The organism is Streptomyces sp. NBC_01426, from assembly GCF_036231985.1.
In the GTDB taxonomy this organism is placed as follows: Bacteria; Actinomycetota; Actinomycetes; order Streptomycetales; family Streptomycetaceae; genus Streptomyces.
The window spans coordinates 172,342-198,421 of sequence record NZ_CP109502.1 but is presented as its reverse complement, the minus strand read 5'-3'; the positions used below and the strand labels follow the sequence as shown (position 1 = coordinate 198,421).

Below are 26,080 nucleotides of genomic sequence, written 5' to 3'. Positions count from 1 at the left end.
GTGATCGAGCGGCGGATTCGCTCTCACCGACCGCACTCTTCGACCCTCACCCAGAGGACAACCGTGGACATCCCCATCACTGCACGCCAGGCCGCCCGCATCGCCGTGGCGCGGAACGCCGGGATCAACATGAATCCCGTCCGCGAGTGCACCAACGCGGACCGCGCGGCCTGGGCCAGCGAGGCGCTGGAGGCGTACAACCAGCACGCCCCGACGACTCTGTTGCCCGTGCCCGAGCGGACCGAGCGCGTTCGGCTCGGCGTCCTTGCGGCCGAAGCCATGGCCCAGGTCGCCTTCAACCACCCCGGCGACCAAGTCGTCGACGACCAGGAGAGCGCCGACCGCGTGATCGGGGATCTGGTCGCGCAACTCTTCTGCCTGACGGACGGACGGGTCAGCTCCCGGGACCTCTACCAGGCCGCCGAGGAGCTGCGCAGCGAGGCGTTCCCCGTCCACCTCACCGCTGTGTGCGCCGTCGTCGCCGCCGGAGCGGAGCGCGAGGCGGGGATGCTCGCGGCGCTCTTGGACGCGGCCCAGTCGTTCGGGTGCGACGTCCCCGGCTTGGTCGCCAGCGCCCGCGACTACTTCGAAGACCTCAAGGCCGAGGAAGCCGATTCGGCGAGCAGCTGAGCCGACGCCGCTCCCCGAACTGACCCGCTGGGCGGAATGTCCCGCCAGCGCCCGCCGCCCCCGGAAGGGACCCCCATGGACACGATGATCCCCACCACCCGCGCTCAGCAGTACTGGTACCTCGTGACCCTCGGGCGCGACGCGCTGTTGCGCGAACTCGCTCCCCTCAAGCTCTCCGAGGCCCTTACCCGCGATCCGCTCGCCCTCGCCGGACGATGCCTGGCCGCCGACCCGATCGGGTTCCCCGAAGCACATGAGGCGGCCGAACGAGCGCTGGCCCCGCTGCGCACGGCCCGGACGTTCACCGCCACCATCACCGACGAGGACACCACCGTGGAGCACACCGGCGTCGTGCCGGTCCTGGGCGAACGCCAGGCCGGAAACGTCACCGGCCTGTACGCCGAACTCCTCCTCTTCGAACACAGCACGCTGCTCAACAAGGCCGCCTACCGTCTGTCCCGTATGCCCGGAGACCGGACCTGGGTTGTCGACAGCGACTTCCAGCCGAGCGGCCACCCCGGAAGGTTGCAGTCCTTCGGCTCCAGCCGCCTGGGACGCAAGCGGACCCTCCTGCCGCCGCTCGTCGCCGAACTCGACCGCCTCATCGCGCAGGGGCCGGGAGACGCGACGTGACGCTGTACGGCGTCCCGCCCGCCGGAATGCGCCGCGCCATGGCGCCCGAAAGCGGGCGGGACCACGCCCACGCCATAGCCGACGCCGCGCATGCCTGGTGGACGTCCAACCGCGGCGGCTCCAGCGACCGGGCCATTGCGGTGGGCACCCTGGCCGGACTGGCCCTGTCCGCCCCCTCGCGGCCGGACGGCCCCGACTACGGCCCGCTCCTGCTCCCTCTCAACGACGAGCAGCTCATCGACGCACTTCGGGCCGGCTGGAACTCCTTCTGGACGTACGACCCGGACCTGACCGAAGCGGCCCGCCCCCTCCACGACTGGCTTTCCAACCCCACCGAAACCGACATCCGCGGCCTGTCCGACTACGCCCGGGTCCTCGTCCGCGCAGGGCTGCTGGAGTACTGCTCCGACACCGCCCGCGCTGAGTCCGACGACATCCTCGGCCTGCTCATCACCCGGATGCGCAGCTACAGCGAGCGGCAGTCGACCGGCGAGTTCTTCACCCCGGCCGTCGCCGCCGACCACATGGGCGACCTCCTCTTCTCCAACGACCGCAGGCCCGGCGATCTGTTCCTCGAAGCCGCCGCCGGGACCGGCACCATGGCCCGGGCCGCCGCCGCCACGATGCGGTTCTTCGGCACCGACCCCGCCGAGTACCGCTGGTGGCTGAACGACCTCGACCCCCTCAACGCCGCATGCTGCGCCGTGAGCGCCCAGCTCTGGCGGCTCGGTCAGCACGTGACCGTCTCCTGCGGCGACGCGCTGAACGACCCCCGGCTCCTGGAGGAAGCGGTACGGGAACGCGCCGAGCGGGCGACCGCCGAGCAGCAAGCCCGGCCTGTGCTGTACCCCACCAGGACCCGCCCGCCGTTCTGGCCGTGGCAGTCCGTTCCCCCCTCCTGACCCCGGAGGGGCGGCGGCCGGCCCCCTGCGGCCTACCGCCGCCCCTCCGCCCTTCGCACGAAACGGAGCACCCCCATGGCCATCAACACGACGCCGCCGCCCGCCATCGCCACCCTGGTCCCCGATTCCGAAGGACACGGAACGGTCCTTCGGATCGTCTACGCCCACCACCTGGACGGCGAGTCCTTGGCCTTCCAGCTCTTCCACCGACTCGTCCGCCGCTTGCAGGCAGGGACACCCCTCCCGGACGAGATCACTCACTCCGAGGTGATGGCCCTCCTCGGTGAACAGGGCGCCGACTGCGCCGAGGGCTGGCACTCCTCGGCGAACGAGGCCACCGAGGAAGCCTCGAACGAGGCATGGCAGTGGGTCCGGGATCAGGTCAACCGCCTGTTCCCCGGCCTGTCCTGGAAGGTCGAGCCCGACCGGCGCATGAACATGCCCGGGATCGACGCCGACCAGGTCGCGGACATCGTCATCCGGGCGCGCCCCCTGGCGTCGGACGTGACCCGCCCGGCCACCATGTTCGACCCGGCGCTCACCTACTACGCGGACGGAACGCACCTGGTCATGCGCGCCAGGGGAACCGAACGACTTGGGCACGCCTTCGGCATGGCGGACGGCACCCCCTACGCCTTCCAGGCTGTGCGGTGGGAAGACGGTGGCGCCGACCTCATCGCCCCCCACGTGCTGCACCGCGTCGAAACCCGGGATGAGGGCGACACGGTCTAGGCAATCGCAGGTCCCGGGCCTCGGAATGCCCCGCGGTCTCCTGCCCTTGGGGCTCCGCCGGCTACCGGGCATCCCGACGAGCCGGCCAGATCTGACCGAACCGGGAAGGCCCGGTCGGGGGCTTGGGCGAACCCACCCCGATTCCGTTGCTTCTTCTTATTTCCATGTGTATATTGGTTGTCGTGAGGGCGGGGCATCGCCGCCAACACAAAGCCAGTTCCGAAGGAGCCGCTTCGCGCGGCTCGCCCTGGCCGTGCACTCCCCTCGACGGCCGGGGCCTGCGAGGCCCGGACGACCCCCTGTCCGGGCCTCGCCCCCTTTCTTCCGACCACTGTCAGACCCTTACGAGAGGATCACCCTCATGACGACTCTTCCCGCCGCTCAGGCGCTGTCCGCCGCGTCCAGCCGCACCGAGTACGAGGCCGCGCTCCAGCTTCTGCGTGACGCCTCACGGACGTACTACGGCGACGGCGACAGCGTCCTGGACGACGTCTCGTACGACCAGCTTCGGCGGTCCGTACAAGCCTGGGAGCAGGAGCACCCGGCCGAGGTCTCCCCGGACTCGCCTACCGGCCTCGTCGCCGACGGGGCCGCGCCCGTCGGCGACGTCGCGCACACCACCCGCCTCCTGAGCCTGGACAACGTTTTTGACGCCGAGGGCCTGGTGGCATGGGGCGTGTCGGTCGAGCGCCGGCTGACCCGCGCGCCGAAGGGCGGGTTCACCGTCGAGCCGAAGATCGACGGCGCTGCCGTGGCGGCCCGGTACCGCAGCGGCCGTCTGGTGCAGATCATCACCCGCGGGGACGGCAGTCACGGCGAGGACATCAGCCACGTCATCGGCCAGATCGACGGTCTCCCCGAGCAGCTGACCGAGCCGGTCACCATCGAGGTCCGCGGCGAGGTCGCCTTTACCCAGGCGCAGTTCGAGACGGCGAACGAGGTCCGTGCCGCGCACAACGCGCAGGTCTTCGCCAACCCCCGCAACGGCACGGCCGGCACGCTCAGGGCGAAGGACCGGCCGTACCGTCTCCGGATGACGTTCTGGGCCTACGGCGCGGTCGAGCTGGACGCGGTCGCGTACCTGCCCGCCGGGGCCACCCATGCGGAAACCCTCGCGGCCGTGGCCGCAGTTGGCATCCAGACCACCGCGGACTCCGCGGCCGGGCTCCATGTCGTCGCGGATCTCGCCGCAGCACAGGAGCGGGTGGATGCGATCGCCGCCATGCGTGCGGAGCTGCCCGTCGGGATCGACGGCGTGGTGATCAAGATGAACGACGCGGCGGAGCAGGCGGCGGCCGGGTTCGGCTCGCGCTTCCCTCATTGGGCCATCGCGGTCAAGCTCGCGGCGGTCGAGCGGCAGACCGTGCTGGAAGACGTCGTGTGGCAGGTCGGCCGCACCGGGGTCCTCGCGCCGACCGCGATCCTCACCCCGGTCGAGATCGACGGCTCCACCGTCACCCGGGCCACGCTGCACAACCCCGCTGACATCCGCCGTCGGGACCTCCACATCGGAGACACCGTGACGGTCTACAAGGCCGGCGACATCATCCCCCGCGTGCAGGGGGCCGTGGTCCAGCTGCGGCCGGCGGGGGCGCTGGAGGTACCGCTGCCCGAGGTCTGCCCTAACTGCGGCGGAAAGATCAACAAAGCGCAGGAGAGGTGGCGTTGCGCGCAGGGCAGCGCGTGCGCGCTTCCGGCGCTGATCCAGTACGCCGCTGGACGCGACATGCTCGACATCGACGGCCTCGGCCCGGCGTACGTGGCGGCCTTGGTGGCGTCCGGTGACGTCGCCGACGTCGCCGATCTGTTCACCCTGACCGCCGAGCAGCTCACGGCAGCATCCGGAAGCGCCAAGCTGGCCGCCAAGCTCGCCCAGCAGATCGAGGCCGCCAAGGCACTCCCCCTCAGCCGGGTCTTCTGCGCCTTGGGCGTCCTCGGCACCGGGCGCAGCATGTCCCGCCGCATCGCCCGGCACTTTGGCGAAATGAACGACATCCGTCAGGCCGACGCAGCCGCGATGCAGGACGTCGAGGGCATCGGTCCCGAGAAGGCCCCCGTCATCGTCGAGCAGGTCGCCGCGCTTGCACCGGTCATCGACAAGCTGATCGGCGCGGGAGTCAACATGAAGGAGCCCTCGGCGGGAGTGGGTGAAGGGCCGCTGACGGGCAAGGTCGTCGTGGTCACCGGCAAGATGACCGGGGTGCTGGCGGCCTACACGAGGACCGAGATGAACTCCCTGATTGAGAAGGCCGGCGGGCGCGCGGGCAGCAGCGTCAACGCCAAGACGTCCATCCTGGTCGCGGCGCCGTCCGCCGGTGGCAAGCCGAGTTCGAAGGCGGTCAAGGCGGCCGAACTCGGCGTCGAGGTTCGCACGCCGGAGGACTTCGCCGAGATGGTCGCCGACTACCTGGCCTGACCGGAGGGGACCAAGTGGCGGGCGCGCAGGGCTGCGCGCCCGCCACCGGCCCTGAAGGAGCGGCCCGTCTCCTTATCCACAACGTTGCGTATTCCATTTTCAGTATGTATTGTCATCTCATCGCCTGGTGCACAGCACCCGCGAATTTCCCCCAAGTCCCCTGTGTCCAGGTAGGGATGACATGAATTTCCATCTGTCCGACGTATCCGACTCCGAGTTGCTGGCGGGCGTCACTGCGGCAGCCAAGCGGGCCCCTGTCGGTGGAGCCGATCTCCTCATCCTCACTGAGCTCCAGCTGCGGCTCTACCGCGAGCTCCACGCTGCTGCGGACCATCTGCTCCGGGCGCCGGAGGGCCGCGAGACCTCCCCGGCGAAGTCCGGGCGGGTCCATGACGCCATCGACGGCATCCTCGGCGCGGATGAGGAGATGGCCGTCTTCCGCCAGATGTACGACCACCTGGCGAACGCGGCGCTGAGCGACCAGCGGGTGGCCGACGAGCTGCTGGCGCTGTCCAGTACTCAGCACGGCCCGGGCGGGGCGTTCCTCAAGCGCGTACTGCGATTCGCGGCGGCCGACGCGTACGCCAGCACGGTCCAAAGCCTCCTCGCCGACTTCGTCAGGTCCACGGAGCCGGAGACCGTACGGGCGGCCATGGCACAGCTCGCAGGTCTGGAGTGGGCCCTCGACCCGGACGACAAGCACCACCGGCCGGTCATGGACACCACGGACGGCGTCGTGAACGACGCCGATGGCGAAGTCCGCCGGTTCCGGGCACTGGGGCTTCGCCCCGAGACGGGCACGGTCCCGGGCGGGGCCCTCACCGGCTCGGACTCCGCCGCTTGGGGCACCCCCGACGAGCACCGCATCCGCATCTGGCGCCGCCGGTACGTGGATGCCCACACCCAAAGCCTCGACTTCGCCCTGATGAAGGCGAAGGCGTACCGCCGGGACGCTGAACGACTGGCGCCCTACGGCCACCCGGACGGCCCGGAAGCGGCCGTTGCCTTGCAGCTGCGACAGGAAGCCGACCGAGCGCGCTCCGCCCGCCTCTTCCAGATCGGCGACTCCCTCGCCCAGATGGCACTACGCCGCGTGGTGCGGCGGGCGGACAAGGCCACGACCCCGTTCGATCCTGCCCACCTCCCCGCCTCGCGCGGGATGCTGTTCCTCGACACCCCCCTGGACCTTCCCAACGGCCGACGCATCGTCGGCTACGTATGGGGCCCGTGGTCGCCCCGGACGGAAGAGGGCTGGTTCCTTGTCCGGCCCGACCGGTACCTGGAGCCGGTGGAGCCCCCGCACGATGATGTCCCCTGGACATGGGTCACTCCGCTGACGTGTGACGAGTCGCTGCTGAAGCTGCCGTTCTCGCCGTACGACACCCTGATGGCGCGCCCCGGCGAGGCCCTGGAGCCGGAGGCCCGGCTGCGCGACCCGGACAACCCCGAGCGGTACCGCAGCGGCTCGGCGCGCCAAGGCTGCCAGGAGCTGATGACGCGCCACGTGCGCGCCCTGTGGGAGCTGCTGACCCAGCACAAGCGGACCACGGTGCGGGTCCTCTCCCACCAGGTCCACCAGCTCAAGCCCAGCAAGCGCGAGGCCGAACGGCGGCGGGGCATCCACGACTCCGGCCAGGTCGAGAACTGGTGGGTCGATCCGGACGCGGGCGAGCGTTTCCAGGAGCAGCGGCCCAGCCATCCCCGCGAGAGCGGGTCCGGCCACACGCTGACGGTCCGCTACTGGAGGGGCGAGCACGAGCGCCGGCAGTGCCCGAATCCCCACCGGCACGCCGCCCTGGAGACGGCCAAGGAAGGTAGCTGCCCGCACTACGAGATCACCATCCCCGAGCACCCCGTGGGGCCCGCCGACGCGCCGTGGTCCGACCGGCTGCGCCGCGCCCGGGTCCGCCCCTCGGCGAAGTCCCAGCGCACCGCAGACGCGTAGTCGTCCATCTTCTGGCCGGGCAGGCCCTGCCTGCCCGGCCAGAGCACCCCTTGGCCCATTCACAAAGCCGAACTCCCGATCATCTTCAACCGAGGAGAGCCATGTCCGAAGACCTCCGCCCCCGTACGCACCAGCACCGCCGCTGCCAGCCGCTGCACACCGTCTACGGCCTGGTCGCGCTGCTCGCCGGCTGCGGCATCCTGCTGGAGCAGCCCGTCATGTGGCTGTTCGTCGTGCCCCTCGCTGTCCTTGTCGTCGAAACGCGCCGGCTCGCCCGGAACCGGGCCTGCGCCGCCCTGCGCAGGCGGGACGAGCGCAAAGCCGCCCCGGCTCACGCCCGCTGGGCATGGGGCGCTGCCGCGGCCGGTCTGGACGCCGCCCTGGTGACCGGAGCCTTCGCCGTCTGCACCGTGTTGCTGCTCGGCCATGGTGACGCACTCGTCCTGCGCGGACGGGCAGCGGACTACCTGGCCCTTGGCGCAGGGGCGGCGTTCGCCGGCGCGCATGCCCTTACGCACCGCATGTCCGCCCGAGCCCCGAAGGCGCCGCAGCCCGACGTGTGACAACTCCCCCTGTCGCACCGTGCCGGGCGATCACCCGGCACGCCCTCCCCCTCAAGTCTTCGGAGAGACCGTCATGTTGCACTTCGACCCCGCCACCACGAGCGGCTCGGCCGTCGCGTCCCTGTTCCGCGTGTGGTGCTCCCTGCGTGAGACCGGTCCCGGGCACCGGCCGGAGGCTGCGGAGCTGGCCGGCGCCGTGGAGGAGATGTTCGCCAGCGTCGGCCTGGACCCGGACGGCCCCCCTGCGCAGGTCGAGCCGCCCGGCACGGGAGAGGTGTTCACGGTCTTCGGTCTGCGGTACGACCGAGCCGACGCGCTGCTGGTCGCCGGTGTCATTCCGGGCGAGCACGCCGCTGCCGCTGTCGAACTGGACAGCGACGAGACCGACTTCACCCGGTGGATCGACACCTTCCGCGCCGAGTCCGGGGACGCGGCCGCCAAGGCCGCGCGAGCACAGGTCGAGGGCGGGGACTACTGAGACACCCACACCAATTGTGTTGCGTATTAACGTTCCAATGTGTAATGTGATTGCACGTCGGGTCCGGCGTCCACCGGCGCCCCAGACCTGGACCACTCCCCTCCCTTCCTCCAGCTCAGGAGACGACTGTGCCTACCCCTGTCGTGACCCGCACCCCCGACCGCCGCGTACCCACCGAACGCGGACTTCGGACCCGCCAGAGCCTGATGGAGGCGACGCTCGAACTCCTCGCCACCCGGTCCTACCGCGACATCAAGGTGCTGGACATCGCCCGGGCGGTGGGCACGTCGCCCGCGACGTTTTACCAGTACTTCCCCGACGTCGAGGGCGTCGTCCTCGAAGCGTCCCGGTTCCTGGTCGCGGAGACGAAGGCGGCGCTCGACGCCTTCGAGGACGGTTCCTGGTCCTCGGACGGACTGCCCGGCGCCGCCCGGCTCGTCGACGCAGTACTCGACGGCTGGAGCGATCACCTCCCGGTCATGCGCGTGCTGACCGCCGTCGCCGCCGAGCGGGACCCCCGCTTCGTCAAGGCGTACTTCGCGGCCACCCGGCCCGTCGTCCGTGCCCTGACGGCGGCCACCACCCAGACGACCACGCCCGACGACGAGGGCAAGGAACTGGTCCACGCCCTCGTTTCCGGCCTGACCGCCGCCGCCGGACACGAGAACGCCGGAAGCGTCCAGGGGCTGACCAAGCGCCAGCGTCGCCGGGGGCTCGCCCGCCTCGTCCACGCCGCCGTGACCACGGCCGACGCCTAGAGCTCACGCTCCGCCACCAGCCGCAATCCCAGGGAGCCCACCTTGATCCAGCCAGCCTCTCTCGCCCTCGGCTTCGGCCTCGGCGTCCTCAGCGTCCTGATCCGCGCCCTTGCTCTGCGCATCCGGCCGCGCCGCACCCCCCTCCCCCTCTCGGTCGCCTCGCCGAGCCCCGAACTCGTCACCGCCATGTCTGCGGCCGTCGCCGAGCGGTACCCCAACCTCGGAGGGTTCGACTACGCCACCGTCAGCGTCTTCGAGCGCAACGCACCGGAGAACACGGTGTACCTCACCCCCGCGCGCGGCCCCCACCGGGGCGCCATACGACTGGACCCGAGCGATTCAACCAGCCCCGGTGGCAGGGCCGCCCGGCTGCTGGCCGAGATGGACCTGCCTCACGTCGGCGTCCTGGTCATCCCGCTCGGCCCGCGCTGACACGGCTCTCGCCGCCCCGGACTCGCTCCGGGGCGGCGAACGACCGGCCCCCATGACCGTCAGCCACTGCAGGCCGCCCCCTCCCATCCCCCGATCCCCGACCCGTCAGCGAGGAACCGTGACCATCCCGTCCCGCCAGATGTTCAAGTACGGAAACTGGGTGTTCGACATCGACCGGGCCATGCGCCTCCTGGAGGAGCACCCCCGGCCCACCGAGCAGACCTCCGTAGCCGACTGGTCGGCGGCCTACCACCTGAGCCTGCTCAGGCCGGACTACGACGGCCCCTCCTGGTGCCCGATCTTCGGCCCGGACCAGTCCCACTTCAGCGCCGAGCACGCCATGCGCACCGACCTCGAACAGCCGGTGATCATCGCCACCCTGGAGTTCGACAGCGGCCCGGCTCGCCTGCTGATCGACGGAGTGCACCGCATGTACCGGGCGATGACCGAAGGCCGCCCGACCCTCCCCGCGCACGTCCTGACCCTCGCCGAGACCGCGACGATCCGCGAGCACTGACACCGCCCACCACTCAGGAGTCCCCATGACCTCCATCGGCACCGCCCGTCACTTCCAGCCCCACGGCACGCCCGGCCACGTATGCCGCGACCACAACCGGGCAGTTCTGGCCCCGGCCGTCGCCGTCGAAGCCCTCCGCAAGGGCTTCGGCCCCGACCTGACCGACGCCCAGCTCGACGAATGCGCGGAGATCGCCGAGCGCAACCCGCTGTCCGACACCTCCCGCGCCGCCGTCCGTGCCGCTCTGGAGCCCGCCCTGTCCGTGCGCAACTCCCCGGCGACCGTGCACCATCGGCTGCTCAACCTCTCGCCCGGACACCCGCTGCGTGTCCGCGTCGGCGACACCGAGTACTTCCTGGTCCCCATCCCCATCACGCTGTAGCCCGCAGCCCGCACAAACTGCGGGTGGCCCGAATCAGACACCCCTCACCAACGCGTCCGGCCCCGGCCGGACGCGTTTTGGCATGATCCCCCTCGACCGAGATCCGGTACCTGACACAGGGGGAACCATGTCCGTGCGCCTGCGCCACACCCTTCCGACCGTGCTCGTGGCCGGGGCACTGCTGATCTCCGGCTGCGCTGGCTCCGACAGCGATCCCAAGGCCGACGGCAAGCCGACGAACAGCGCCCCAGCGGCCCGGCCTTCGTCCTCCACGGTGCTGCCGCACGGCATCGTGAAGCCGGGAACCGCGCTGCCGGTCGGCGACGGAGCATGGACGGTGACGCTGCAGGGCTTCTTGCGGCTGCCGGCCGGAACCGTGCCCGGCGTGCCGGCCGGCTCGAGCGCGTACACGGCGCGGGTGACCGTGGCCAACCAGCGGGCGCAGGTCGCGACCGCGCCGCGGACCGCCGTCACCGCCCGGTATGGAGCTCTCGGGCGCACGGCTGCCGAAGCCGCCGGCAGCAGCACGTCCTCCTCCAAGGACGAACCGCAGCAGGTCCGCCCCAACGGGTCCGTCGACCGGGACCTGAAGCTGGTGCTTCCCGATCAGGCCCAGGGCCTGCCGGTCACCGTGACCGTGGAAGCGACCGAGGAGGGCCTGGCCGAGCCGGAGCTGCTCTTCTTCGAAGGCGCCCTTCCGGGCACCGCCGCCTCGCCGGACACCCAGGCGCCGCAGGGCGCGCCGGCCGGGCCGTCGGTCACGCCGCTTGGGCAGTGGAGCGGCCAGGTGCGCGTGGGCAAGGTGACGGTGAGCGGCGAGGGCGCCTCGCGCACGGGGAGCCTGGAGCTCAGCGTGGTCAACCGATCCGCCGACCCGATGCGCGGCCTGGGCACCACCCTGCGGATCCTGACCGGCCAGGACCTGCACCTGGCCGCCACCGTCCGCCCGGTGTACGGGTACCGCGACGCTGCGATCGCCCCGTACCGCACCGCTACGCAGACCGTCTCCTTCCGTGTTCCGGAGGCGGCCGTCGGCGGCCCGGTGACGGTCGAGGCAGTCGACGCGGGCGGCTCCAAGGTCACCTTCGAGGGCACGCTCGGCTGAAGGAGCCCATAAAAGTTCGGGCGGAGTGTCACACCGGCGGTCCCCGCCACACCTGTAGCAGGTGAACGGTGCCTTCTCCGACCCGAACAGGACTCCCTTACATGGCCCCTCGCCTCCTGGCCGCCGGCCTCGTGCTCGCCGGCGCGCTCGCCGCCTCCGCCTGCGGACCCCTCACCGCCCCCGGCTCCACCGCCGATGCCGCCCCCGCTCGTGGTCCGGCCGCGGCCGGAGGCGCGCCCGTGCTGGCCCAGCTGAACAAGCTGACGGTCCGGGCGCAGATCTCCCTCGACGGCTACAGCCGCGACGCCTTCGGACCGGCGTGGAGCGATGCGGGCACGGTCGAGATGTCGGGGAATTCCTGTCCGACGCGCCAGGACGTCCTGGCGCGCGACCTGGAGGACGTCGTTCGGGCCGAGGACGGCTGCACCGTCCTCTCCGGCGTTCTCCACGACGGGTACACGGGCCGGACGATCGCCTTCAAGCGCGGCCCCGGTACGTCCATGGCCGTGCAGATCGACCACGTGGTCCCCTTGGCCCTCGGGTGGCGCTCGGGGGCCCGGGAGCTGACCGCCGCGCAGAGGCTGAACTACGCGAACGACCCGGCGAATTTGGTTGCTGCCGACGGTCCGACGAACGCCGCGAAGGGTGCCAAGGACGCCTCGGTGTGGATGCCCCCGCGGGCCGAGGCCCACTGCTGGTACGCGACCGCTCAGGTCCGTGTGAAGACCAAGTACCGCCTGTCGGTCACGCCGGCGGAGAAGGCGGCCCTGCGCACCGCGCTGGAATCCTGCCCGGCCGAGGCGGCCCGGCGATGAGGCCGGCCGCACAGCCGCTGCCTTTCGGAGCGGACCGGGACCGGTGGACCCATGCTGTCCGGGAAGCCGCCCGGCTGCATCACGCCGTGCGCGCCGAGCTGGCCGGCCGGCTCGCGGCCCCGGGCATCGAGCGGTCCGCAGTCGAGCGGCAGGAGGAAGCGGTGGAGTCGGCGATCCGTGACGACCGTGCGCCCGCGTCGCCGGCCAGGCCGGCGCTGCCGGAAGAGCTGCTGCCCCGGGCACTGCTGGACGAGGTGCGGCTGGAGCTGGAGGAGCTGGGGCACGGACTGCGCCACGCCCGGGAGGTCCTGGGCGGCGCCGACGAAGGAACGCAGCATGCGACGAATGGAGAGCGCGATGAGTGAGCACGAGCTGGACCGGCCTGTCCTGTGGCGGGAGGCCCATCCGGACGCCTACGCCGAACTGAAGCGCACCTGGGGGGTGATCGGGCACAGCAGTGTCCTCATGGTGCTCAGCCTGAGCTTGATCGGCACGTCGCTGACGCTGGGCTACCTGCATCTGCCGGGATGGCTGGCGACCGTCGCGCGCCTGGGCACCAGCGCAGCGGCAGTCGGCTGCGGCGCGGTCGGCCTGTGGCGGCTGGTCCGTGCCCTGTTCCGGTCGGCGCGGGCGGTCATCCGTACGCGCCGGCGCGGCGCCGGCAGCAAGGCGCAGGGGGCGGCCGCCGAGGACACCCAGCCCGAGGCCGCGCCGGCGGCGGCGTCCTGAACGGGAGAGGCGAGCCGTGTTCCGGTCCGAGAGCTTCACCGTCGGGTTCGCCGTCGGTGCCGTGGCCTGGTGCGTTCCGTTCGTGCGGGGGCTGGGCCGGCGCGGGGTCACCAGGGGCCTCGTTCCCGGGCGTCGTAGACGGCCTCCCACTCGGCGAAGGTGAGGCACTGCTCGGCGGTGCGCGCGTGGCGGGCCCGGTCCGCCGCCGCGAGCGAGGCGAGGATCCTGTCGCGGATGACGAAGCCGGGCGGATCGGGTTCCGGCTCGGCGGGTGGGTAGAGGCTGTGCAGACGGGTGCGCACCGTCTCCATGGCCTCCAGGAAGGCCGTGTTGGGCGGGACGGCGTCGGCCGGTTCCTCGCGCTGTCCACACGTGGGGGCTGGCTGGTCCTGGTCGGCGAACTCGCTCCAGCGGGCCATGATCACGCTGGCTGGGGAGGCCGGCCGCCGGGGCACGCGCCAGACCGACAGGTCGGCGGCGATGTCGGCGGCGGACAGGCCGGTGGCGATCCAGGGTCGCAAAGCGAAGGCGAGGCGGCGCAGGCCCTCGCCCTGGGTCCAGGGCACCCGGGGGCGTATCCAGGCGGCGACCGAGACGGCGTGCGCGGCCTGCTGCGTGTTGGCCCGGTAGGGCTCTGGAACCTCGTGCCTGCGACGGGAGCGCGGCCGCGCGCTGCGGGGTGCGCTGGTGTTGTTCTTCTTCCCTCCCATCTCAGCTTTAGGACGTGGGTGGTTGGTCTTACAGGAAGGGGTGTCACGGCTGTGGGAGGGGCGGGTGCGGCGGCGGGCGTCGGCGATGGCCAGCTGGCGTCCCTGTTCGGTGAATCCGATGTGCCGTGCGTGGTAGCCGTGGCCGCTCACACGGTGGCCGAGGGCGTCGTCCCAGGCGCGCGGGACGACGGCGGCGTAGATGGTGGCGGTGCCGGCCCACTCGCCGCTTCCGGCGGGGCGGGTGTTGGCCCGGGTTCCGTGGAGCGCCCAGACGAGGAGGCCGAGCTCGCGCAGGACGGCGATGTGCCGCTCCAGGGTGCGGCGGCTGATGCCGAGGCGCTTGAACATGGTGTCGCGGCAGTAGGCGACGTGCCCGTCGGCGTTCAGGCGCGCAGCGAGGTCACGCGCAACGCGCAGCGTGGTGTCGCCGGCCTTGGGGTGCAGGCGCTGGGTGATGGCCCAGGTGGCGGCGCGCAGGAAGTCGCCGCGCCGGGTACGCCGGGACGCGGTCGTGCCGATCTCCTGGTCCGCATGTTCACAGACCGGGTTGAATCGGTTGTTCGGGGATATTCGGTGTTGTCCGCGCGTTGGGCGCGGTGGGGCGGCGGTGGCGTGGACCGGCGCGCGGGCATGCTGCATCATGGGCAGGGCACGCCCTCCTTTCGGGCATGCGTGAGCCCCTCTTCGGTGGGGCCGGGTTCTTCCGGAACCAAGTGATCCGCCCTGGCAGGGGCGGTGTTGCCCGGTCTGCGGACCGGGTTCTTCACCAGGCGGGCTGGACACTCGCCGGGTGGTGGCAGAGATGCGGCGGGGCCGAGGTGCTGGACACACCGGGGGCCTGCTGCCGCGGGGCAGCCCACGGGGGACTGCCCGCTGTCAGATCATGCGCTCATCGGACTCCAGGGTTGCGGGCGGTCAAAGAGGTCAGTGGCCCATGCCGGCGCCGCCGTCGACGGGCACCACGGCGCCGGTGATGTAGGCGGCCTGCTCGGAGGCGAGGAAGGCCACGGTCGCGGCGATCTCCTCGGGGCGGGCGAGGCGGCCGAGAGGGATCTGGGTCTTGAGGTTCTCGAGTTGCTCGTCGCTGAGCGCCTGACTCATGGACGTCTCGGTGAGGCCGGGGGCCACCACGTTGAAGGTGATGCCGCGGGAGCCGAGTTCGCGGGCCATGGAGCGGGCGAAGCCGACGAGGCCGGCCTTGGAGGCGGCGTAGTTGGCCTGGCCGCTCTCACCGCGCAGGGCGACGGCGGAGGAGATGAACACCACGCGGCCCTTCTTCGCGCGGAGCATTCCGCGCGAGGCGCGCTTGGTGACACGGAAGGCGCCGGTGAGGTTGGTGTCGACGACGGAGGCGAAGTCCTCCTCGCTCATGCGCATCAGCAGTTGGTCCTTGGTGATGCCGGCGTTCGCGACGAGGACCTCGACAGGGCCGTGCTGCTCCTCGACCTCCTTGAACGCGGCGTCGACCTGCTCGGTGTCGGTGATGTCGCAGCGGACGGCGAGCAGTCCCTCGGGGGGCTCGCCCGAGCGGTAGGTGATGGCGACGCGGTCGCCGGCTTCGGCGAGGTGACGGGCGATGGCAAGGCCTATGCCGCGGCTGCCGCCGGTGATCAGGACTGAACGGGACACGAGGTGGTGCCTTTCTGTGGTGCTTTGTGGGGGTCTGTAGTCGGTCAACTGGCCCGGCGGGCGCCGGAACGCGTCAGCTGTCCGCTCATCGCCGCAGCCGTGTCCATCACGGCTGCCACGTACCGGGCGCGAGTGGCGGCCCGCCGCATGGGCCCGTCCTTGGCGAGCAGCGCCACGGATCCGGCGACGGCCGAGCCGTACCAGATGGGCGCGGCGATCATGGTGCGGCCGGGCAGCGGGGAAGGGCCGATGGCGTGACCTTCCTCACGGACGGGCGCGGTGTCGATCTTGTTGTCGCCGATGGAGCCGAGGCAGGCGAGGATCGCCAGGCCGGCGGCGTCGGACTCCAGAGGCGCTGATTCAAGAGATCGCAAAGTGATCTGAGGCGACGTGAGGACCTCGTCGGCGTGTGGTCCGTATGCCCGTTCCGCGCAGATCCTCATCGGAGTGCCGATCAGGTGTGGTCGGTAAACAAATACGACCTGGCCTGTTCTCGACTGTAGTGTGACGATCTCGGCCCTCACCGCAGGGGAGGGCGGGCCGGCCTGGAGGGGCTGGGCGGGTGTCGAAGAGGGGGGACCGTGCAGCGCGTCAGTCAGGGCGTAGCGAGCACGCGGCCCGCGCTGTTCGACGGCGCCCTCTCGCATCAAGGCTTGCAGATACCGGTGAGCGGTCGGCGCGGGAAGGTCCGCGGACTCGGCTACCGACGCCAGGGGATGTTCACCCGGCCCGAGACGGATCAGCGCTCTGAGCACCGCCATGGTGCGTGCCACGGCTCCGCCCGTGCGGTCCGGCGGGGTGGCAACGGGATGCAGCAACGCGAACTCCCCCTCGCGGTTGTGGAGGACCTTCGCGTCTCCCACAACGCGGATTCGATCCAGTGGTCGATTCTTCCCGGCCAAGATCCCGCTCACCAGGCTCTGAATTTTCCGGTCCGCGAATTTCAGGAGCGAGCGCTTCCGGTATATCGCGCGGCCTGCACGGGGATGGCATCACGGGGAAGGGTACAAAGTTGAATCAGAAGGAGGCGTTGCAGCAGCTGCTGCAATGGAAGCGCGGAGAGATAGACCCGGTCGAGCTCGGCTGGCCCAAGCGCACGGGACGGGGCCGGCGCTCACGCGGACTGTCCCAAGCCCAGGTCGCCCAGGCGCTGTTCGTCACGGAGAAGACCTACGCCGAGTTCGAGCGCGGGAACACACCTCAGCCGACCGCCGAGTTCCTCGACAACGTCGCCAAGGTGCTGAACATGAACGAGCGCGAACGGACCGCGCTCTACGTCTACGCGATCGGCTACGAGCCCCCGTTCCCCATGGACCCGATGGCGGGGACGAACGTCGATCCGGCGTGGCAGGTGGCCGTCAACGGCGTCTCGGGGCAGCCCTGTTACATCAATGACGTCGCCTGGAACGTGCTGGCCGCCAACGACGACTTCAAACTCATGTTCCCGCAGCCCGAGGGGAAGTCCCCGGCGCTGCCCGAACGCAACCTGATCCGGTGGATGCTCCTGCGCGAGGACGCGCGCGAGCACCACCTGGTCGACTGGGACACGCGCTGGGCGCCGCAAGTGGCGGCCCAGTTGCGCACGGCGGTCGCCGCTCACCCTGACAACGAAGACCTCCAGATGCTGGACAAGGAGGTCAACGACGACCCGGTGGCGGGGCCGATCTACCGCGACCACAGCCTGGCGTACATACATCCCGACGGCGACGCGCGGCCGATGCGGCACGCCGGCTACGTGACCCCGCGCGGCACGGAGGACCACCGGACCCGGTGCTGCGAGCGGCACGCGCCGTCCCAGCTGGGCACCGTCACCATGTGCGCCGCCCAGCCGTTCGGCAGCCCGGGCGCCCGGTTCTTCCTCCTGCCGTTCGTGCCCCACCACTGACACCGCGCCCGCGGTCGCCTCGGCGGAGAGATTTCGTCCGGGCGGCCGCGGCCCGCACAATGCATGCCCATGGCTACCACTGACCTGAAGCAGATCGCGCCCGGCGTCTTCGCCTGGCAGCCCGGCCACGACGCGACCTGGGGCCTGGCCAACTGCGGCTTCGTCGTATCCGGGGGCCAGGCCCTCGTCATCGACACGCCCTACACGCCCGCCCTGACCGACGTCTTCCTCACCGCGGCCCGTACGGCGGCGGGCCCCGGTGTCCCGCTGGACCGGGTCGCTGTCACCCACGCCAACGGTGACCACACCTGGGGTCTTCAGCAGCTTCCCGGCGCCGAGGTCTTCGCCACGCACGCCGCCCTTGAGCACCAGTGCCTGGAGCCGAAGCCGCAGCAGCTGCAGGCTCTCACCCACGACACGGACCCCGGTCAGCCCCTCGGCTGGTATTTCCGGGAGCACTTCGGCAAGTTCGACTTCGCGGGTATACAGGTTCTCCCGCCGACCGCGACGTTCACCGGACGCCACGACATCGCAGTCGGCGACATCCCCGCGGAGCTGCACGAGGTCGGCCCGGCCCACACCGTCGGCGACCTCATCGTCCATCTGCCCGAGCAGCGCGTGGTCTTCGCCGGCGACATCGTCTTCGCGGGAGACCATCCCTCCCACTGGGCCGGCCCCCTGGATCGTGTCTCCGCCGCCTGCCTGCGGATCCTGGACCTCGACCCCGAATGGATCGTCCCCGGCCACGGACCGCTGATGACCCCCGACGACCTGCGGACCTACGTCGCCTACCTCGACGACCTCTCGGACCAGGCGTACGTGATGCACGGCCAGGGCCGGACCGCCATCGAGGCGGCCCGCATCCTGATCAAGGAAGACCGCTACCCCGGCCTCGGCCTTCCCGAGCGGCTCGCGATCACCCTCAGTACGGAATACCGCCACCTCGAGCAGGACACCACCGCGCCGGACCTGCTGGAGCTGATGGACCACGCGGCACGCATCGCCTGGGACCGCTCCTCGGTCGGCCCGCTCGCGCCCTGACCTCTGCTCCAGCGGCGCACCTCGCCCATTCCGGCTGGTGAAACAGCGCAGCCCACTTCGTTCCGATCATTGAAATACGAACCGCTTGCGCAGCACAGGGGCTTGACCCCCGCTCCCCAGGGGGGTCAACTACCGACGTCGGCGCGCCGTGCACGCACGGGGGAGCGCCCACCCAGGCACCGAGGGCCCTCCCACGCCCGTTGACGTGCGCGGTCGAGCAGCACTCTGTTGCTGGACTCGATTCCGGATGCCGCCGCCGGCCCCCCGGCGGCGGCATCCGCTCGAAGCCGCTCCGCACCAGGGAGAGTTCATGAGCCCCGCCCCCATCGTCTTGCAGTTCCCCGTCGCCGTTCCCGAATTTCTCGCCCCCCGCATCAAGGACCTCCGCCACACCCTCCGCGCCGGCCGGCGCGAGGAGGCCCTGACGGCCGCTCGGACCATCAGCGAGGAACTCGCCGAGAGCCACGGCCCCCTGCACAACTACACCCTCCACGCCCTCGAACTCGTCGCCTTCTGCGCCCAGCTTGCCGAGCAGCCCGCCATGGCCACCGAGGTCTCGGTGCACACCGCCGCGGCCTGGCAGCAGGTTTTGGATGCCACCCACGGCCAGATCCGCCGGCAGGCCCGCAACGCCGCCGCGTCCTGGCTCACCGTCACCAACGCGCCCGACGCTGTCAGGACCGGGACGGGCCTCCTGGCGCTGCTGCAGTCCGTCTACGGCAAGGACCACCCCTCCACACCCTTCGTGGAACGTCGACTTAACGCCATCACCGGGGCCGACCAGGAGGCCGCCCGGAACGCCCTGCGCGCATCGGGACCGGCCCTGCTGATCAAGCCCTGAAGTCCTGGCCACAGCCTTTTCAAATGCCCGCGCCAGAGGCATATACCGGAAGTGCGGCTACCGGAAAAAACCGGGCCTGGCGGCACCTGATCTTTCTGGCCAGAATCAGGCTCGGACTGATCACGTTGTGGGAGACGCGACGTCCGTGACCGCGAGGGGGAAATCGCGTTGCGACATCTACGAACTGGACTCGTGCCACATGGGTCCGCATCACTGATACGACCGGCCGACCTCCGGTCGGGAACCGGGTGGATGACCGAGTCGACCATCCAGGCTTCGGTGCGAAGCGGCCCTCTTCACCCGCTGGCACCTCGTCACCGGTGGCTCACCGACGGCACGATGCCCCCACCGCGGCTGGGAGCCAGGCAATGGCCCTGTGCCGTGGCCGTAGGCTCGCCGGGTCCTGGCCTGGCGTGCACCTCCAGAGCCGGCGAAGCGCGGTAGAGGACTCACCTCGCCGCGTTTTGTCCGCCCTGAGCGCGCGCCAGCGCCCGCACCCGACTCCTGAAGGGGATCTGTCGATGGCTTCGACCACCCACCACCGCACCCATGTCCTGCGACTCGCAGGTGCTGTCCTCATGTGCACCGTCGCAGCCGGCGCTCTGGCCGGCTGTGGCTCCGACACACCCAAGAAGACGGCTTCCTCGCCCTCCGCCACCGCTTCCTCGACGCCGTCCAACGATCCGGATCAGGCAGCGAAGGACAAGGTCCTCGCCGCGTACACGAACATGCGCGAGGTCCAGATCAAGATGGCCGCGGACGGAGATCTGCACACCGAGGAACTGGCCAAGTACGCCAGGGGCGATGCCGCCACCGACCTCAAGAAGTCGGTCCTGCGCAACGAGTCGATGGGCATCAAGTTCACCGGCCGTCCTGAGATGAAGCCTCAGGTCACCGCCGTCGACACCAAGGGCAAGACCGCAACGGTCACCGACTGCTTCGACGCGACCAGCTGGAAGCCCGTCTACAAGGACTCCGGCAAGGAGCTCAAGCTCGCGGAGCAGCGTCTGAAGTACCCCGTCACGTCCCAAGCCACGCTGGAGGGCGACACATGGCTCGTCACGAAGATCACAGCCGACCGCACGAAGGGCTGCTGATCCGTTCTGCCCGCGTGCTGGGCCTCGTTGCGGTCCTGACCGCCCTGATACCGGCCGGCCTCGCGTATGCGGGGGGCGCCGGCCACTGCTCCGACGTGGACGTGTGCGTCGACGTCGGAACGCCCGGTAAGCCCGGTGGGGGCGGAGGCGGCGGCACCGGCGGAGGAGGCGGCGGGGGCGAGGGAGGCGGGGGCGGAAACGGGATGTGCAAGCTCACCGACGACACCGAGATCCCCTGCATGCCCGGGTACAACCCGGCCGACCGCTGCTTCTACGAGCTCGCGGATCCCCAGCCGCCGTCCGGTCCGGGGCACACCGACATGAACGGGGCGGACACCTCGGGTCCCGGCGCCTTCTACGTGAGGGACTGCATCGTCAACGACGTCGGCGGCATCGTCTGGCTGACCACGCCGCCCGCCACTGTTCTCCCCGACCCCGAGGTGCTGGCGCGTCAGGCCCGGGACAAGATGACGCTGCTGGGCGCGAACATCGGCAGCTCGCCGGGTCCTGACGCCCCTGGTCTCGTCGGCATGCCCGTCTGGCTGTGGAATAACAAGAGCGACACCACCTGGGGTCCCAACAGCGCGACGGCTGCGGTTCCGGGGTTGTCGGTGACGGCCACGGCCCGTGTCACCAAGATCACCTACTCCATGGGAGACGGCGGCTCGGTCACCTGCACGACCGCGGGCACGAAGTACTCCAAGACCTTCGGGGACAAGACCTCGCCGGACTGCGGCTACCGCTACACCAAGGTCTCCGCCGGCCAGTCGGGCGGGAAGTTCACCATCACCGCGACCAGCTCCTGGGAAGTCACCTGGCAGGCGTCGAACGGTGCAAGCGGGACGCTGCCCGACGAGATCCGTACGTCCAACACCACAGCGCGCGTCGGCGAGCTGCAGGTTGTCAACTAGCGCAAGGAAGACCATCACAATGCCGCGAACCAAGCAGCCGACGGCACCGTCCGAGCCGGGCTCCGCGCCTGTGCTGCTGCCGATTACCAACGACGCCCCGCGCCGCCGACGACGTCCGGTGGTCGTCGGCGCCGGCCTGGCGCTGGCCGCTGTGGGCGCCCTGGTGTCGGTGTGGATGGTCAACGAGGCCGGCGACAAGGTCTCTGTCGTTGCCACCCGGCACCCCATTGCGGCGGGCGAGAACATCAAGGCGTCGGATCTGGTGGCCACCGAGATATCCCACGACACCCAGCTGCGCTCGCTGCCCGCTTCCCGCGCATCCGACATCATCGGCAAGCCGGCCGCAGCCGACCTGCCGAGCGGTGCGCTGGTCACTGAGGACTCCGTGAGCGCCGAATCCAGTGTGACCAAGGGCAAGTCCGTGGTGGGCATCCTCGCCAAGCCCGGCCAGTTGCCCATCCAGACGCTGCGCACCGGCGATGCGGTCACCATCGTCCACACCCCTCAGGACGGCAGCGCCTCAGCCTCCTCCACCAAGGCAGGTTCCACCCCGGACAGTCTTCCTGCCGTCGTGTCCCGCGTCGGCGCGCCCGACGCCAACGGCGCCGTGGTCGTCGACGTTGCCGCGGCCGAGGTGAACAGCACGTCACTTGCTGCCTGGGCTGCCGGCGGCAACGTTGCCATCGTGCTGAAGGCGACGAGCTGATGGCGGTCATCGCACTGGTGTCGGGAAAGTCCAGCGGCGTCACCTGCTCGGCACTCGCGCTCGCCCTCTCCTCACCGAAGCCTTCCTTGCTGGTCGAGGCCGACCCCGCCGGCGGCACGATCCGCGCCGGCTACCTCGGCGGAGAAGGCAACGCAGCCACCGGACTGCACCGGCTGGCGGCCGCAGACCGCCAGGGCACCCTCGCGCGGGAGTTCTCCCAGCACTTCGTCAGCCTGGACCGCGACAACACCGGCCAGCGGATGCTCCTGCCAGGACTGACGGACCCCACGCAGGCGGCATCACTCAGCCGCACTTGGGAACCCATCTCCCGGCTGCTCGGCGTGATGGACCAGACCGGCCACGACGTGATCGTCGACGCGGGCCGCATCCTCACCGAGTCCGAGACCCGGCTGTCCACCACCCGCTACCCGACGCCGCTGCTGCACCGCGCCGACGCCGTCCTCATGGTCGTCCGCACCACCCAGGCCTCGATCGCGGCTGCCGCGCCCGCCGTGCGGGTCCTGAGGGAGGAACTCGCGCACCACGGCACGGGCTCCGACGCACTCGGGCTGCTGCTGATCGAGGAGGGTTCCTTCAACTCGAGCCAGGTACAGCAGCACTTGATGGCACCGGTGGTCGGCATGCTCGCGTGGGACCCCGACAGCGCCGACGTCTTCACTCACGGGGCCTACAAGAAAATGCCGCGCACCCTTCTGCGGTCCGCGCGCACAGCCCACCAAACGATCAATGAGCTGGTGACCAAGCGGCGCGTGCAGCTGCAACCGGCCGGAATGCAGGCGGTCACCGGGAGGGCATCATGACCGACACCAGGCCGGAGACCACGGCCCACGACTACACCGCCCTCTTCGCCCAGGCGCTCCAGGAGAGCACCACGCAGGACGCGCCGGTTCTCCGGCCCGTGCCCGCGCAGGCGTCTCCGGCCGGCCTCCCTCAGGGCCTCGTCCGGGTTCCCGACACCGCGGTCCCGGCCGCGCTCCCGGTCGGTCACGAGGTTCTCGCCGAGCTGCGTTCACAGGCCAGCATGAAGATCGGCGAGGCCGCCGGTGCCGACGCGTCCATGACCGAGCAGGACCGCCGGCAGCGCGGACAGTCGATCATCAGGCAGGTCGTCTCGGAATGGGCGACGAAGTACGCGGCCAGCGGATCGGATCTGACGCCCCAGCAGGAGCGTGCAGTACGCGAGGCGGTCTTCGACGAGTTGTTCCGCGCCGGCCGTCTCCAGCCTCTCCTGGACGACCCGCACGTCGAGAACATCATCATCTACGGCGACAAGGTGCGCGTCGACTACGCCGACCGTCCGACACGCACCTGGGACCCGATCGCGAAGACCGACCGCGACCTGATCAACCTCATCAACCACCTGGCGCGCATGCAGGGTCAGGGCGAGCGGGCGCTGACGCCGGCCACGCCGAACCTGAACCTCCGTCTGGCCGACGGATCGCGTCTGGCGGCGTCTGCGTACGTCACGCCGCGGCCGAGCATCGTCATCCGCCGCCACCGCACCCGCGGCCAGGGCCTGAACGACATGGTGCGCTGGGGCACGATCGACGCCTCGCTCGCGCACTTCCTGACCGCCGCGGTCAAGGGCCGCAAGAACATCATCGTGGTCGGCTCCCAGGGCGTGGGAAAAACGTCCCTGCTGCGCGCCATGGCCCGGGAAATCCCGAGCACCGAGCGCGTGGGCACGCTGGAGTCGGAGTACGAGCTCCATCTCCACGAGGACCCCGAGGGTCCAGAGGTCGTCGCCTACGAAGGGCGCGAGTCCAACGGTGAGCGCGGGGCCGACGGCAAGCTCCAGGGCGAGCTGTCCCTGTCCGACCTCTTCCCGCAGCTCCTGCGTATGTCGCTGCGGCGCGTGATCGTCGGCGAGGTCCGCTCCAAAGAGGTCGTGCCGATGCTGCACGCGATGAACGAGGGCGAGGGCGGGTCGATGGCCACCCTGCACGCCCGCAGCCCCCAGCTGTCGATCGAGCGCCTGGCCACCTTGTGTCTGGAGGCCGGCATCGGAATGACCGAAGCGCTGGCCTACCGGCTCATCGCCCAAGCCGTCGACTTCGTCGTCTACGTACGGCTGGTCGACGAGACCGAGCTCGTCGACCAGCGCGGCAAGCCGGGACGTAAGCACCGATTCGTCAGCCACGTCATGGAGATCACCGGCATCGGCGAGGGCGGTCGCCCCTCCCACCAGATGGTCTTCGCTCCCCGCGAGCAGGACGGGCGCCGGGAGCCGAGGGCCGTGCCCCACGGGAACATCTCCCAAAGCAACCTGGAAGACCTCGTCCGGGCCGGGCTGGACCGCACCGTCATGCAGCGACCGTGGGGCAGCTGGGGCGCGCCGCTGGAATCGGTGATGCCGCTGTGACGCTCACCCTCAACTCCCTGCTCGCCGCGCTCGGCGGTCTCGCCGCCGTCGGCGGACTCGCTCTGGCGGTCGCCGGTGGCGTCGGCTGGGCACCGTCGACGACGGTGCGCCGCCGCAGCCGCCTTGAGCGCAAGATCCGGGCCGTTTTCGTCAAGGACGCCCGTACGCCGACCTCCTGGTGGGCCCGGGGCCAGACACGCCTGGCCGGCTCTGCCGTGGCGGGCCTCGGCGTGTGGCTGTTCACCGGCTGGCTGATGGGCGGCCTGGTCACCGTCGCCGTCGTCATCGGCCTGCCCTGGCTGCTGAACACCTCCGGCTCCGGCAAGTCGCAGATCGACAAGCTGGAGGCGATCGAGGAATGGGTGCGGCGCATGTCCGACATCCACACCGTCGGCGTCAGTCTGGAGGCCACTATCCAGCGCAGCCTGGAGACCGTCCCGGGCGCCATCCGGGAGGAGGTCCGCCTCCTCGTCTCACGCCAGCAGGCTGGATGGGTGCCCCAGGACGCCTACCGGGCCTTCGCCGACGAGCTGAACGACGCAATGGTCGACGAGGTCGCCGCTCTGCTGATCCTGCACGTCGAGGACCGAGGCAGCGGGCTGAGCAAGGCTCTTCGTGAACTTGCCGAAGCCCTCCAGCATGAAGTGCTCTCACGGCGTGAGGTCGAGGCCGACCGGCAAAAGCCCCGCACCAACGACCGCTGGGTGACCATCTTCTGCCTGGCGATCTTCGGAGTCACCGCGTTCTCCGGCGCCTACGTCGAGCCCTACGACACCTTTGCCGGGCATCTCGTCCTGGCCTTCGTCGCCGTCGCCTTCGTCCTGGTCAAGATCTGGATGCGACGCATGGCGATCCTCGAACCCGCGCCCCGGTTCCTGTCGCCGGCCGACCGCTCCGGCGGCCAGATCGCCAAGGAGACGCCGTGATCTTCTCCCCCTATGCCATCGTCGGCGGCGCCGTCACCGGCCTCGGCCTGGTCATCGCCGCCCGCGGCATCCTGCCCGGTCGGCCCGACCTCGGCGACGTTCTGTCCCGCATGGATGCCACCCGGCTCGAGAACCTCGACCGCAACCGAGACAGCCAGCCCAACTCCCTCATGGAGAAGGCCGGTGCCTTCCTGCTGCGCACCGTCGGCGAAGGCACCCTGCGCCTGCCCCGCCAGCAGCTGGAGCTCGTCGGCCGGTCCCCCGCCGCGCACCTCGGGCGCAAGATCGGCCTCGCGCTGTACGGACTGCTGCTGCCTGTGCTGGCGGTGGGCCTGGCCAACCTGGCCGGCTACCCCTTCCCCGTGGCGATCCCGGCGATGGCGGGCCTCGGCCTCGCGATCGTCTTCTGGCTCCTGCCGGACCTGCAGCTCAAGCAGCAGGCCGTGGAAGCCAAGGACGACTTCCGGTACGCCGTCAAGGCATACCTGCGGCTCGTCCAGCTCGAACGCGCCGCTGACGCCGCCCCCACCCAGGCCCTGAAACGGGCCGCAGACGTCGGCGAAGGCTGGGTCTTCGCGAAGATCCGGGACACCATCACCCGCGCTGAGCTCGAAGGCATCAGCCCGTGGGAGGGCCTCAAGCGGCTCTCGCTCGAACTCGACGTCCCTGAACTCGGAGCGCCGGCCGACATCATCGCGATCGCCGGTGAGGAAGGCGCGGCCGTCGGCGACACCCTCGGCGCGCAGGCCAAGTCGCTCTCCGGCGCCCTGGTCACCACGGCGAAAGCCCAGGCCAACATGGCCTCCGAAAAAATGGTGATGCCTGTCGCGATGCTCGTCCTGATCATGACCGTATACATCGGCTATCCCGCGATCGCGCGGATCATGGCCAGCTAACTCCCAAAAGAGACAAGG

The 26,080-nt window shown here is 70.6% G+C and carries 29 protein-coding genes and 1 pseudogene; 26 read left to right on the top strand and 4 right to left on the bottom strand.

Annotation, left to right across the window (positions count from 1 at the left end):
- Positions 1-63 precede the first annotated feature (63 nt).
- The 16 genes from OG906_RS39360 (at position 64) to OG906_RS39285 (ending at position 13,037) form a co-directional block, all read left to right on the top strand.
- Positions 64-630 (top strand): hypothetical protein, encoded by a 567-nt coding sequence (locus OG906_RS39360; RefSeq protein ID WP_329449055.1) that lies wholly within the window; start codon positions 64-66, stop codon positions 628-630.
- 75 nt (positions 631-705) lie between these two features.
- Positions 706-1,263, top strand: coding sequence for a hypothetical protein (locus OG906_RS39355; RefSeq protein WP_329449054.1), 558 nt, complete (start codon positions 706-708; stop codon positions 1,261-1,263).
- Positions 1,260-2,165 carry a hypothetical protein gene (locus tag OG906_RS39350; RefSeq protein ID WP_329449053.1) on the top strand — a complete coding sequence of 302 codons (906 nt, stop codon included), beginning with the start codon at positions 1,260-1,262 and terminating at the stop codon, positions 2,163-2,165. Before OG906_RS39355 ends, OG906_RS39350 begins: the two co-directional genes overlap by 4 nt.
- A 75-nt stretch (positions 2,166-2,240) precedes the next feature.
- Positions 2,241-2,897, top strand: a complete 657-nt coding sequence (locus OG906_RS39345; protein WP_329449052.1) for a hypothetical protein — start codon at positions 2,241-2,243, stop codon at positions 2,895-2,897.
- Positions 2,898-3,258: 361 nt separating this feature from the next.
- On the top strand, positions 3,259-5,313 hold the full coding sequence (ligA, locus tag OG906_RS39340) for an NAD-dependent DNA ligase LigA (protein ID WP_329449051.1): 2,055 nt from the start codon (positions 3,259-3,261) through the stop codon (positions 5,311-5,313).
- Positions 5,314-5,494: 181 nt separating this feature from the next.
- Complete coding sequence (locus OG906_RS39335; RefSeq protein ID WP_329449050.1) at positions 5,495-7,258, top strand: hypothetical protein; 1,764 nt, start codon at positions 5,495-5,497, stop codon at positions 7,256-7,258.
- A gap of 101 nt (positions 7,259-7,359) precedes the next feature.
- Positions 7,360-7,821: a hypothetical protein gene (locus OG906_RS39330; RefSeq protein WP_329449049.1), complete on the top strand. Its 462-nt coding sequence runs from the start codon at positions 7,360-7,362 to the stop codon at positions 7,819-7,821.
- Positions 7,822-7,894: 73 nt separating this feature from the next.
- Complete coding sequence (locus tag OG906_RS39325) at positions 7,895-8,299, top strand: hypothetical protein (protein WP_212728689.1); 405 nt, start codon at positions 7,895-7,897, stop codon at positions 8,297-8,299.
- A gap of 128 nt (positions 8,300-8,427) precedes the next feature.
- Positions 8,428-9,057, top strand: a complete 630-nt coding sequence (locus OG906_RS39320) for a TetR/AcrR family transcriptional regulator (protein ID WP_329449048.1) — start codon at positions 8,428-8,430, stop codon at positions 9,055-9,057.
- A 42-nt stretch (positions 9,058-9,099) separates the two neighbouring features.
- The gene (locus OG906_RS39315) at positions 9,100-9,489 is read left to right on the top strand and encodes a hypothetical protein (protein ID WP_329449047.1); all 390 of its coding nucleotides are present in this window, start codon (positions 9,100-9,102) and stop codon (positions 9,487-9,489) included.
- 118 nt (positions 9,490-9,607) lie between these two features.
- On the top strand, positions 9,608-10,006 hold the full coding sequence (locus OG906_RS39310) for a hypothetical protein (RefSeq protein ID WP_212728692.1): 399 nt from the start codon (positions 9,608-9,610) through the stop codon (positions 10,004-10,006).
- Positions 10,007-10,031: 25 nt separating this feature from the next.
- Entirely contained in the window at positions 10,032-10,388 is a 357-nt protein-coding gene (locus OG906_RS39305) for a hypothetical protein (RefSeq protein ID WP_212728693.1), read from the top strand.
- Between the two features lie 127 nt (positions 10,389-10,515).
- Positions 10,516-11,493 carry a hypothetical protein gene (locus OG906_RS39300; RefSeq protein ID WP_329449046.1) on the top strand — a complete coding sequence of 326 codons (978 nt, stop codon included), beginning with the start codon at positions 10,516-10,518 and terminating at the stop codon, positions 11,491-11,493.
- Positions 11,494-11,594: 101 nt separating this feature from the next.
- The gene (locus OG906_RS39295) at positions 11,595-12,308 is read left to right on the top strand and encodes an HNH endonuclease family protein (protein ID WP_329449045.1); all 714 of its coding nucleotides are present in this window, start codon (positions 11,595-11,597) and stop codon (positions 12,306-12,308) included.
- Complete coding sequence (locus tag OG906_RS39290; RefSeq protein ID WP_329449044.1) at positions 12,305-12,673, top strand: hypothetical protein; 369 nt, start codon at positions 12,305-12,307, stop codon at positions 12,671-12,673. The genes OG906_RS39295 and OG906_RS39290 overlap by 4 nt, the downstream gene beginning before the upstream one ends.
- A complete protein-coding gene (locus OG906_RS39285) occupies positions 12,666-13,037 on the top strand; it encodes a hypothetical protein (protein ID WP_249938701.1) in 372 nt (123 codons plus the stop codon). Before OG906_RS39290 ends, OG906_RS39285 begins: the two co-directional genes overlap by 8 nt.
- Before the next feature lie 107 nt (positions 13,038-13,144).
- Here the strand turns inward: OG906_RS39285 and OG906_RS39280 are convergent, their stop codons facing one another.
- The 4 genes and pseudogenes from OG906_RS39280 to OG906_RS39265 form a co-directional block, all read right to left on the bottom strand.
- Positions 13,145-14,389, bottom strand: coding sequence for a hypothetical protein (locus tag OG906_RS39280; RefSeq protein WP_212728695.1), 1,245 nt, complete (start codon positions 14,387-14,389; stop codon positions 13,145-13,147).
- Between the two features lie 282 nt (positions 14,390-14,671).
- Positions 14,672-15,376, bottom strand: coding sequence for a beta-ketoacyl-ACP reductase (locus tag OG906_RS39275; protein ID WP_212728696.1), 705 nt, complete (start codon positions 15,374-15,376; stop codon positions 14,672-14,674).
- Positions 15,377-15,420: 44 nt separating this feature from the next.
- Positions 15,421-15,750, bottom strand: coding sequence for a hypothetical protein (locus OG906_RS39270; protein WP_249938742.1), 330 nt, complete (start codon positions 15,748-15,750; stop codon positions 15,421-15,423).
- Between the two features lie 306 nt (positions 15,751-16,056).
- A pseudogene (locus tag OG906_RS39265) lies at positions 16,057-16,137 on the bottom strand (helix-turn-helix domain-containing protein); the annotation flags it as partial.
- 251 nt (positions 16,138-16,388) lie between these two features.
- On the opposite strand from OG906_RS39265, the gene OG906_RS39260 reads away from it, so the two are divergent.
- The 10 genes from OG906_RS39260 to OG906_RS39215 all read left to right on the top strand — a co-directional run bounded on the left by OG906_RS39260 (position 16,389) and on the right by OG906_RS39215 (position 26,062).
- On the top strand, positions 16,389-17,261 hold the full coding sequence (locus OG906_RS39260; RefSeq protein WP_212728697.1) for an MmyB family transcriptional regulator: 873 nt from the start codon (positions 16,389-16,391) through the stop codon (positions 17,259-17,261).
- Between the two features lie 69 nt (positions 17,262-17,330).
- Positions 17,331-18,302: an MBL fold metallo-hydrolase gene (locus OG906_RS39255; protein ID WP_212728698.1), complete on the top strand. Its 972-nt coding sequence runs from the start codon at positions 17,331-17,333 to the stop codon at positions 18,300-18,302.
- Between the two features lie 310 nt (positions 18,303-18,612).
- Entirely contained in the window at positions 18,613-19,143 is a 531-nt protein-coding gene (locus OG906_RS39250; RefSeq protein WP_329449043.1) for a hypothetical protein, read from the top strand.
- A 521-nt stretch (positions 19,144-19,664) separates the two neighbouring features.
- A complete protein-coding gene (locus OG906_RS39245) occupies positions 19,665-20,240 on the top strand; it encodes a hypothetical protein (RefSeq protein ID WP_024127094.1) in 576 nt (191 codons plus the stop codon).
- A 203-nt stretch (positions 20,241-20,443) separates the two neighbouring features.
- The gene (locus OG906_RS39240; RefSeq protein ID WP_200725431.1) at positions 20,444-21,151 is read left to right on the top strand and encodes an ATP/GTP-binding protein; all 708 of its coding nucleotides are present in this window, start codon (positions 20,444-20,446) and stop codon (positions 21,149-21,151) included.
- A gap of 19 nt (positions 21,152-21,170) precedes the next feature.
- Positions 21,171-21,857 carry a flagella basal body P-ring formation protein FlgA gene (locus tag OG906_RS39235; RefSeq protein ID WP_024127096.1) on the top strand — a complete coding sequence of 229 codons (687 nt, stop codon included), beginning with the start codon at positions 21,171-21,173 and terminating at the stop codon, positions 21,855-21,857.
- On the top strand, positions 21,857-22,678 hold the full coding sequence (locus OG906_RS39230) for a hypothetical protein (RefSeq protein ID WP_190148976.1): 822 nt from the start codon (positions 21,857-21,859) through the stop codon (positions 22,676-22,678). The genes OG906_RS39235 and OG906_RS39230 overlap by 1 nt, the downstream gene beginning before the upstream one ends.
- Positions 22,675-24,240, top strand: a complete 1,566-nt coding sequence (locus tag OG906_RS39225) for a CpaF family protein (RefSeq protein ID WP_190148975.1) — start codon at positions 22,675-22,677, stop codon at positions 24,238-24,240. The genes OG906_RS39230 and OG906_RS39225 overlap by 4 nt, the downstream gene beginning before the upstream one ends.
- A complete protein-coding gene (locus OG906_RS39220; RefSeq protein ID WP_190148974.1) occupies positions 24,237-25,166 on the top strand; it encodes a type II secretion system F family protein in 930 nt (309 codons plus the stop codon). The genes OG906_RS39225 and OG906_RS39220 overlap by 4 nt, the downstream gene beginning before the upstream one ends.
- Complete coding sequence (locus OG906_RS39215; RefSeq protein WP_024127100.1) at positions 25,163-26,062, top strand: type II secretion system F family protein; 900 nt, start codon at positions 25,163-25,165, stop codon at positions 26,060-26,062. The genes OG906_RS39220 and OG906_RS39215 overlap by 4 nt, the downstream gene beginning before the upstream one ends.
- The last annotated feature ends 18 nt before the right edge of the window (positions 26,063-26,080 follow it).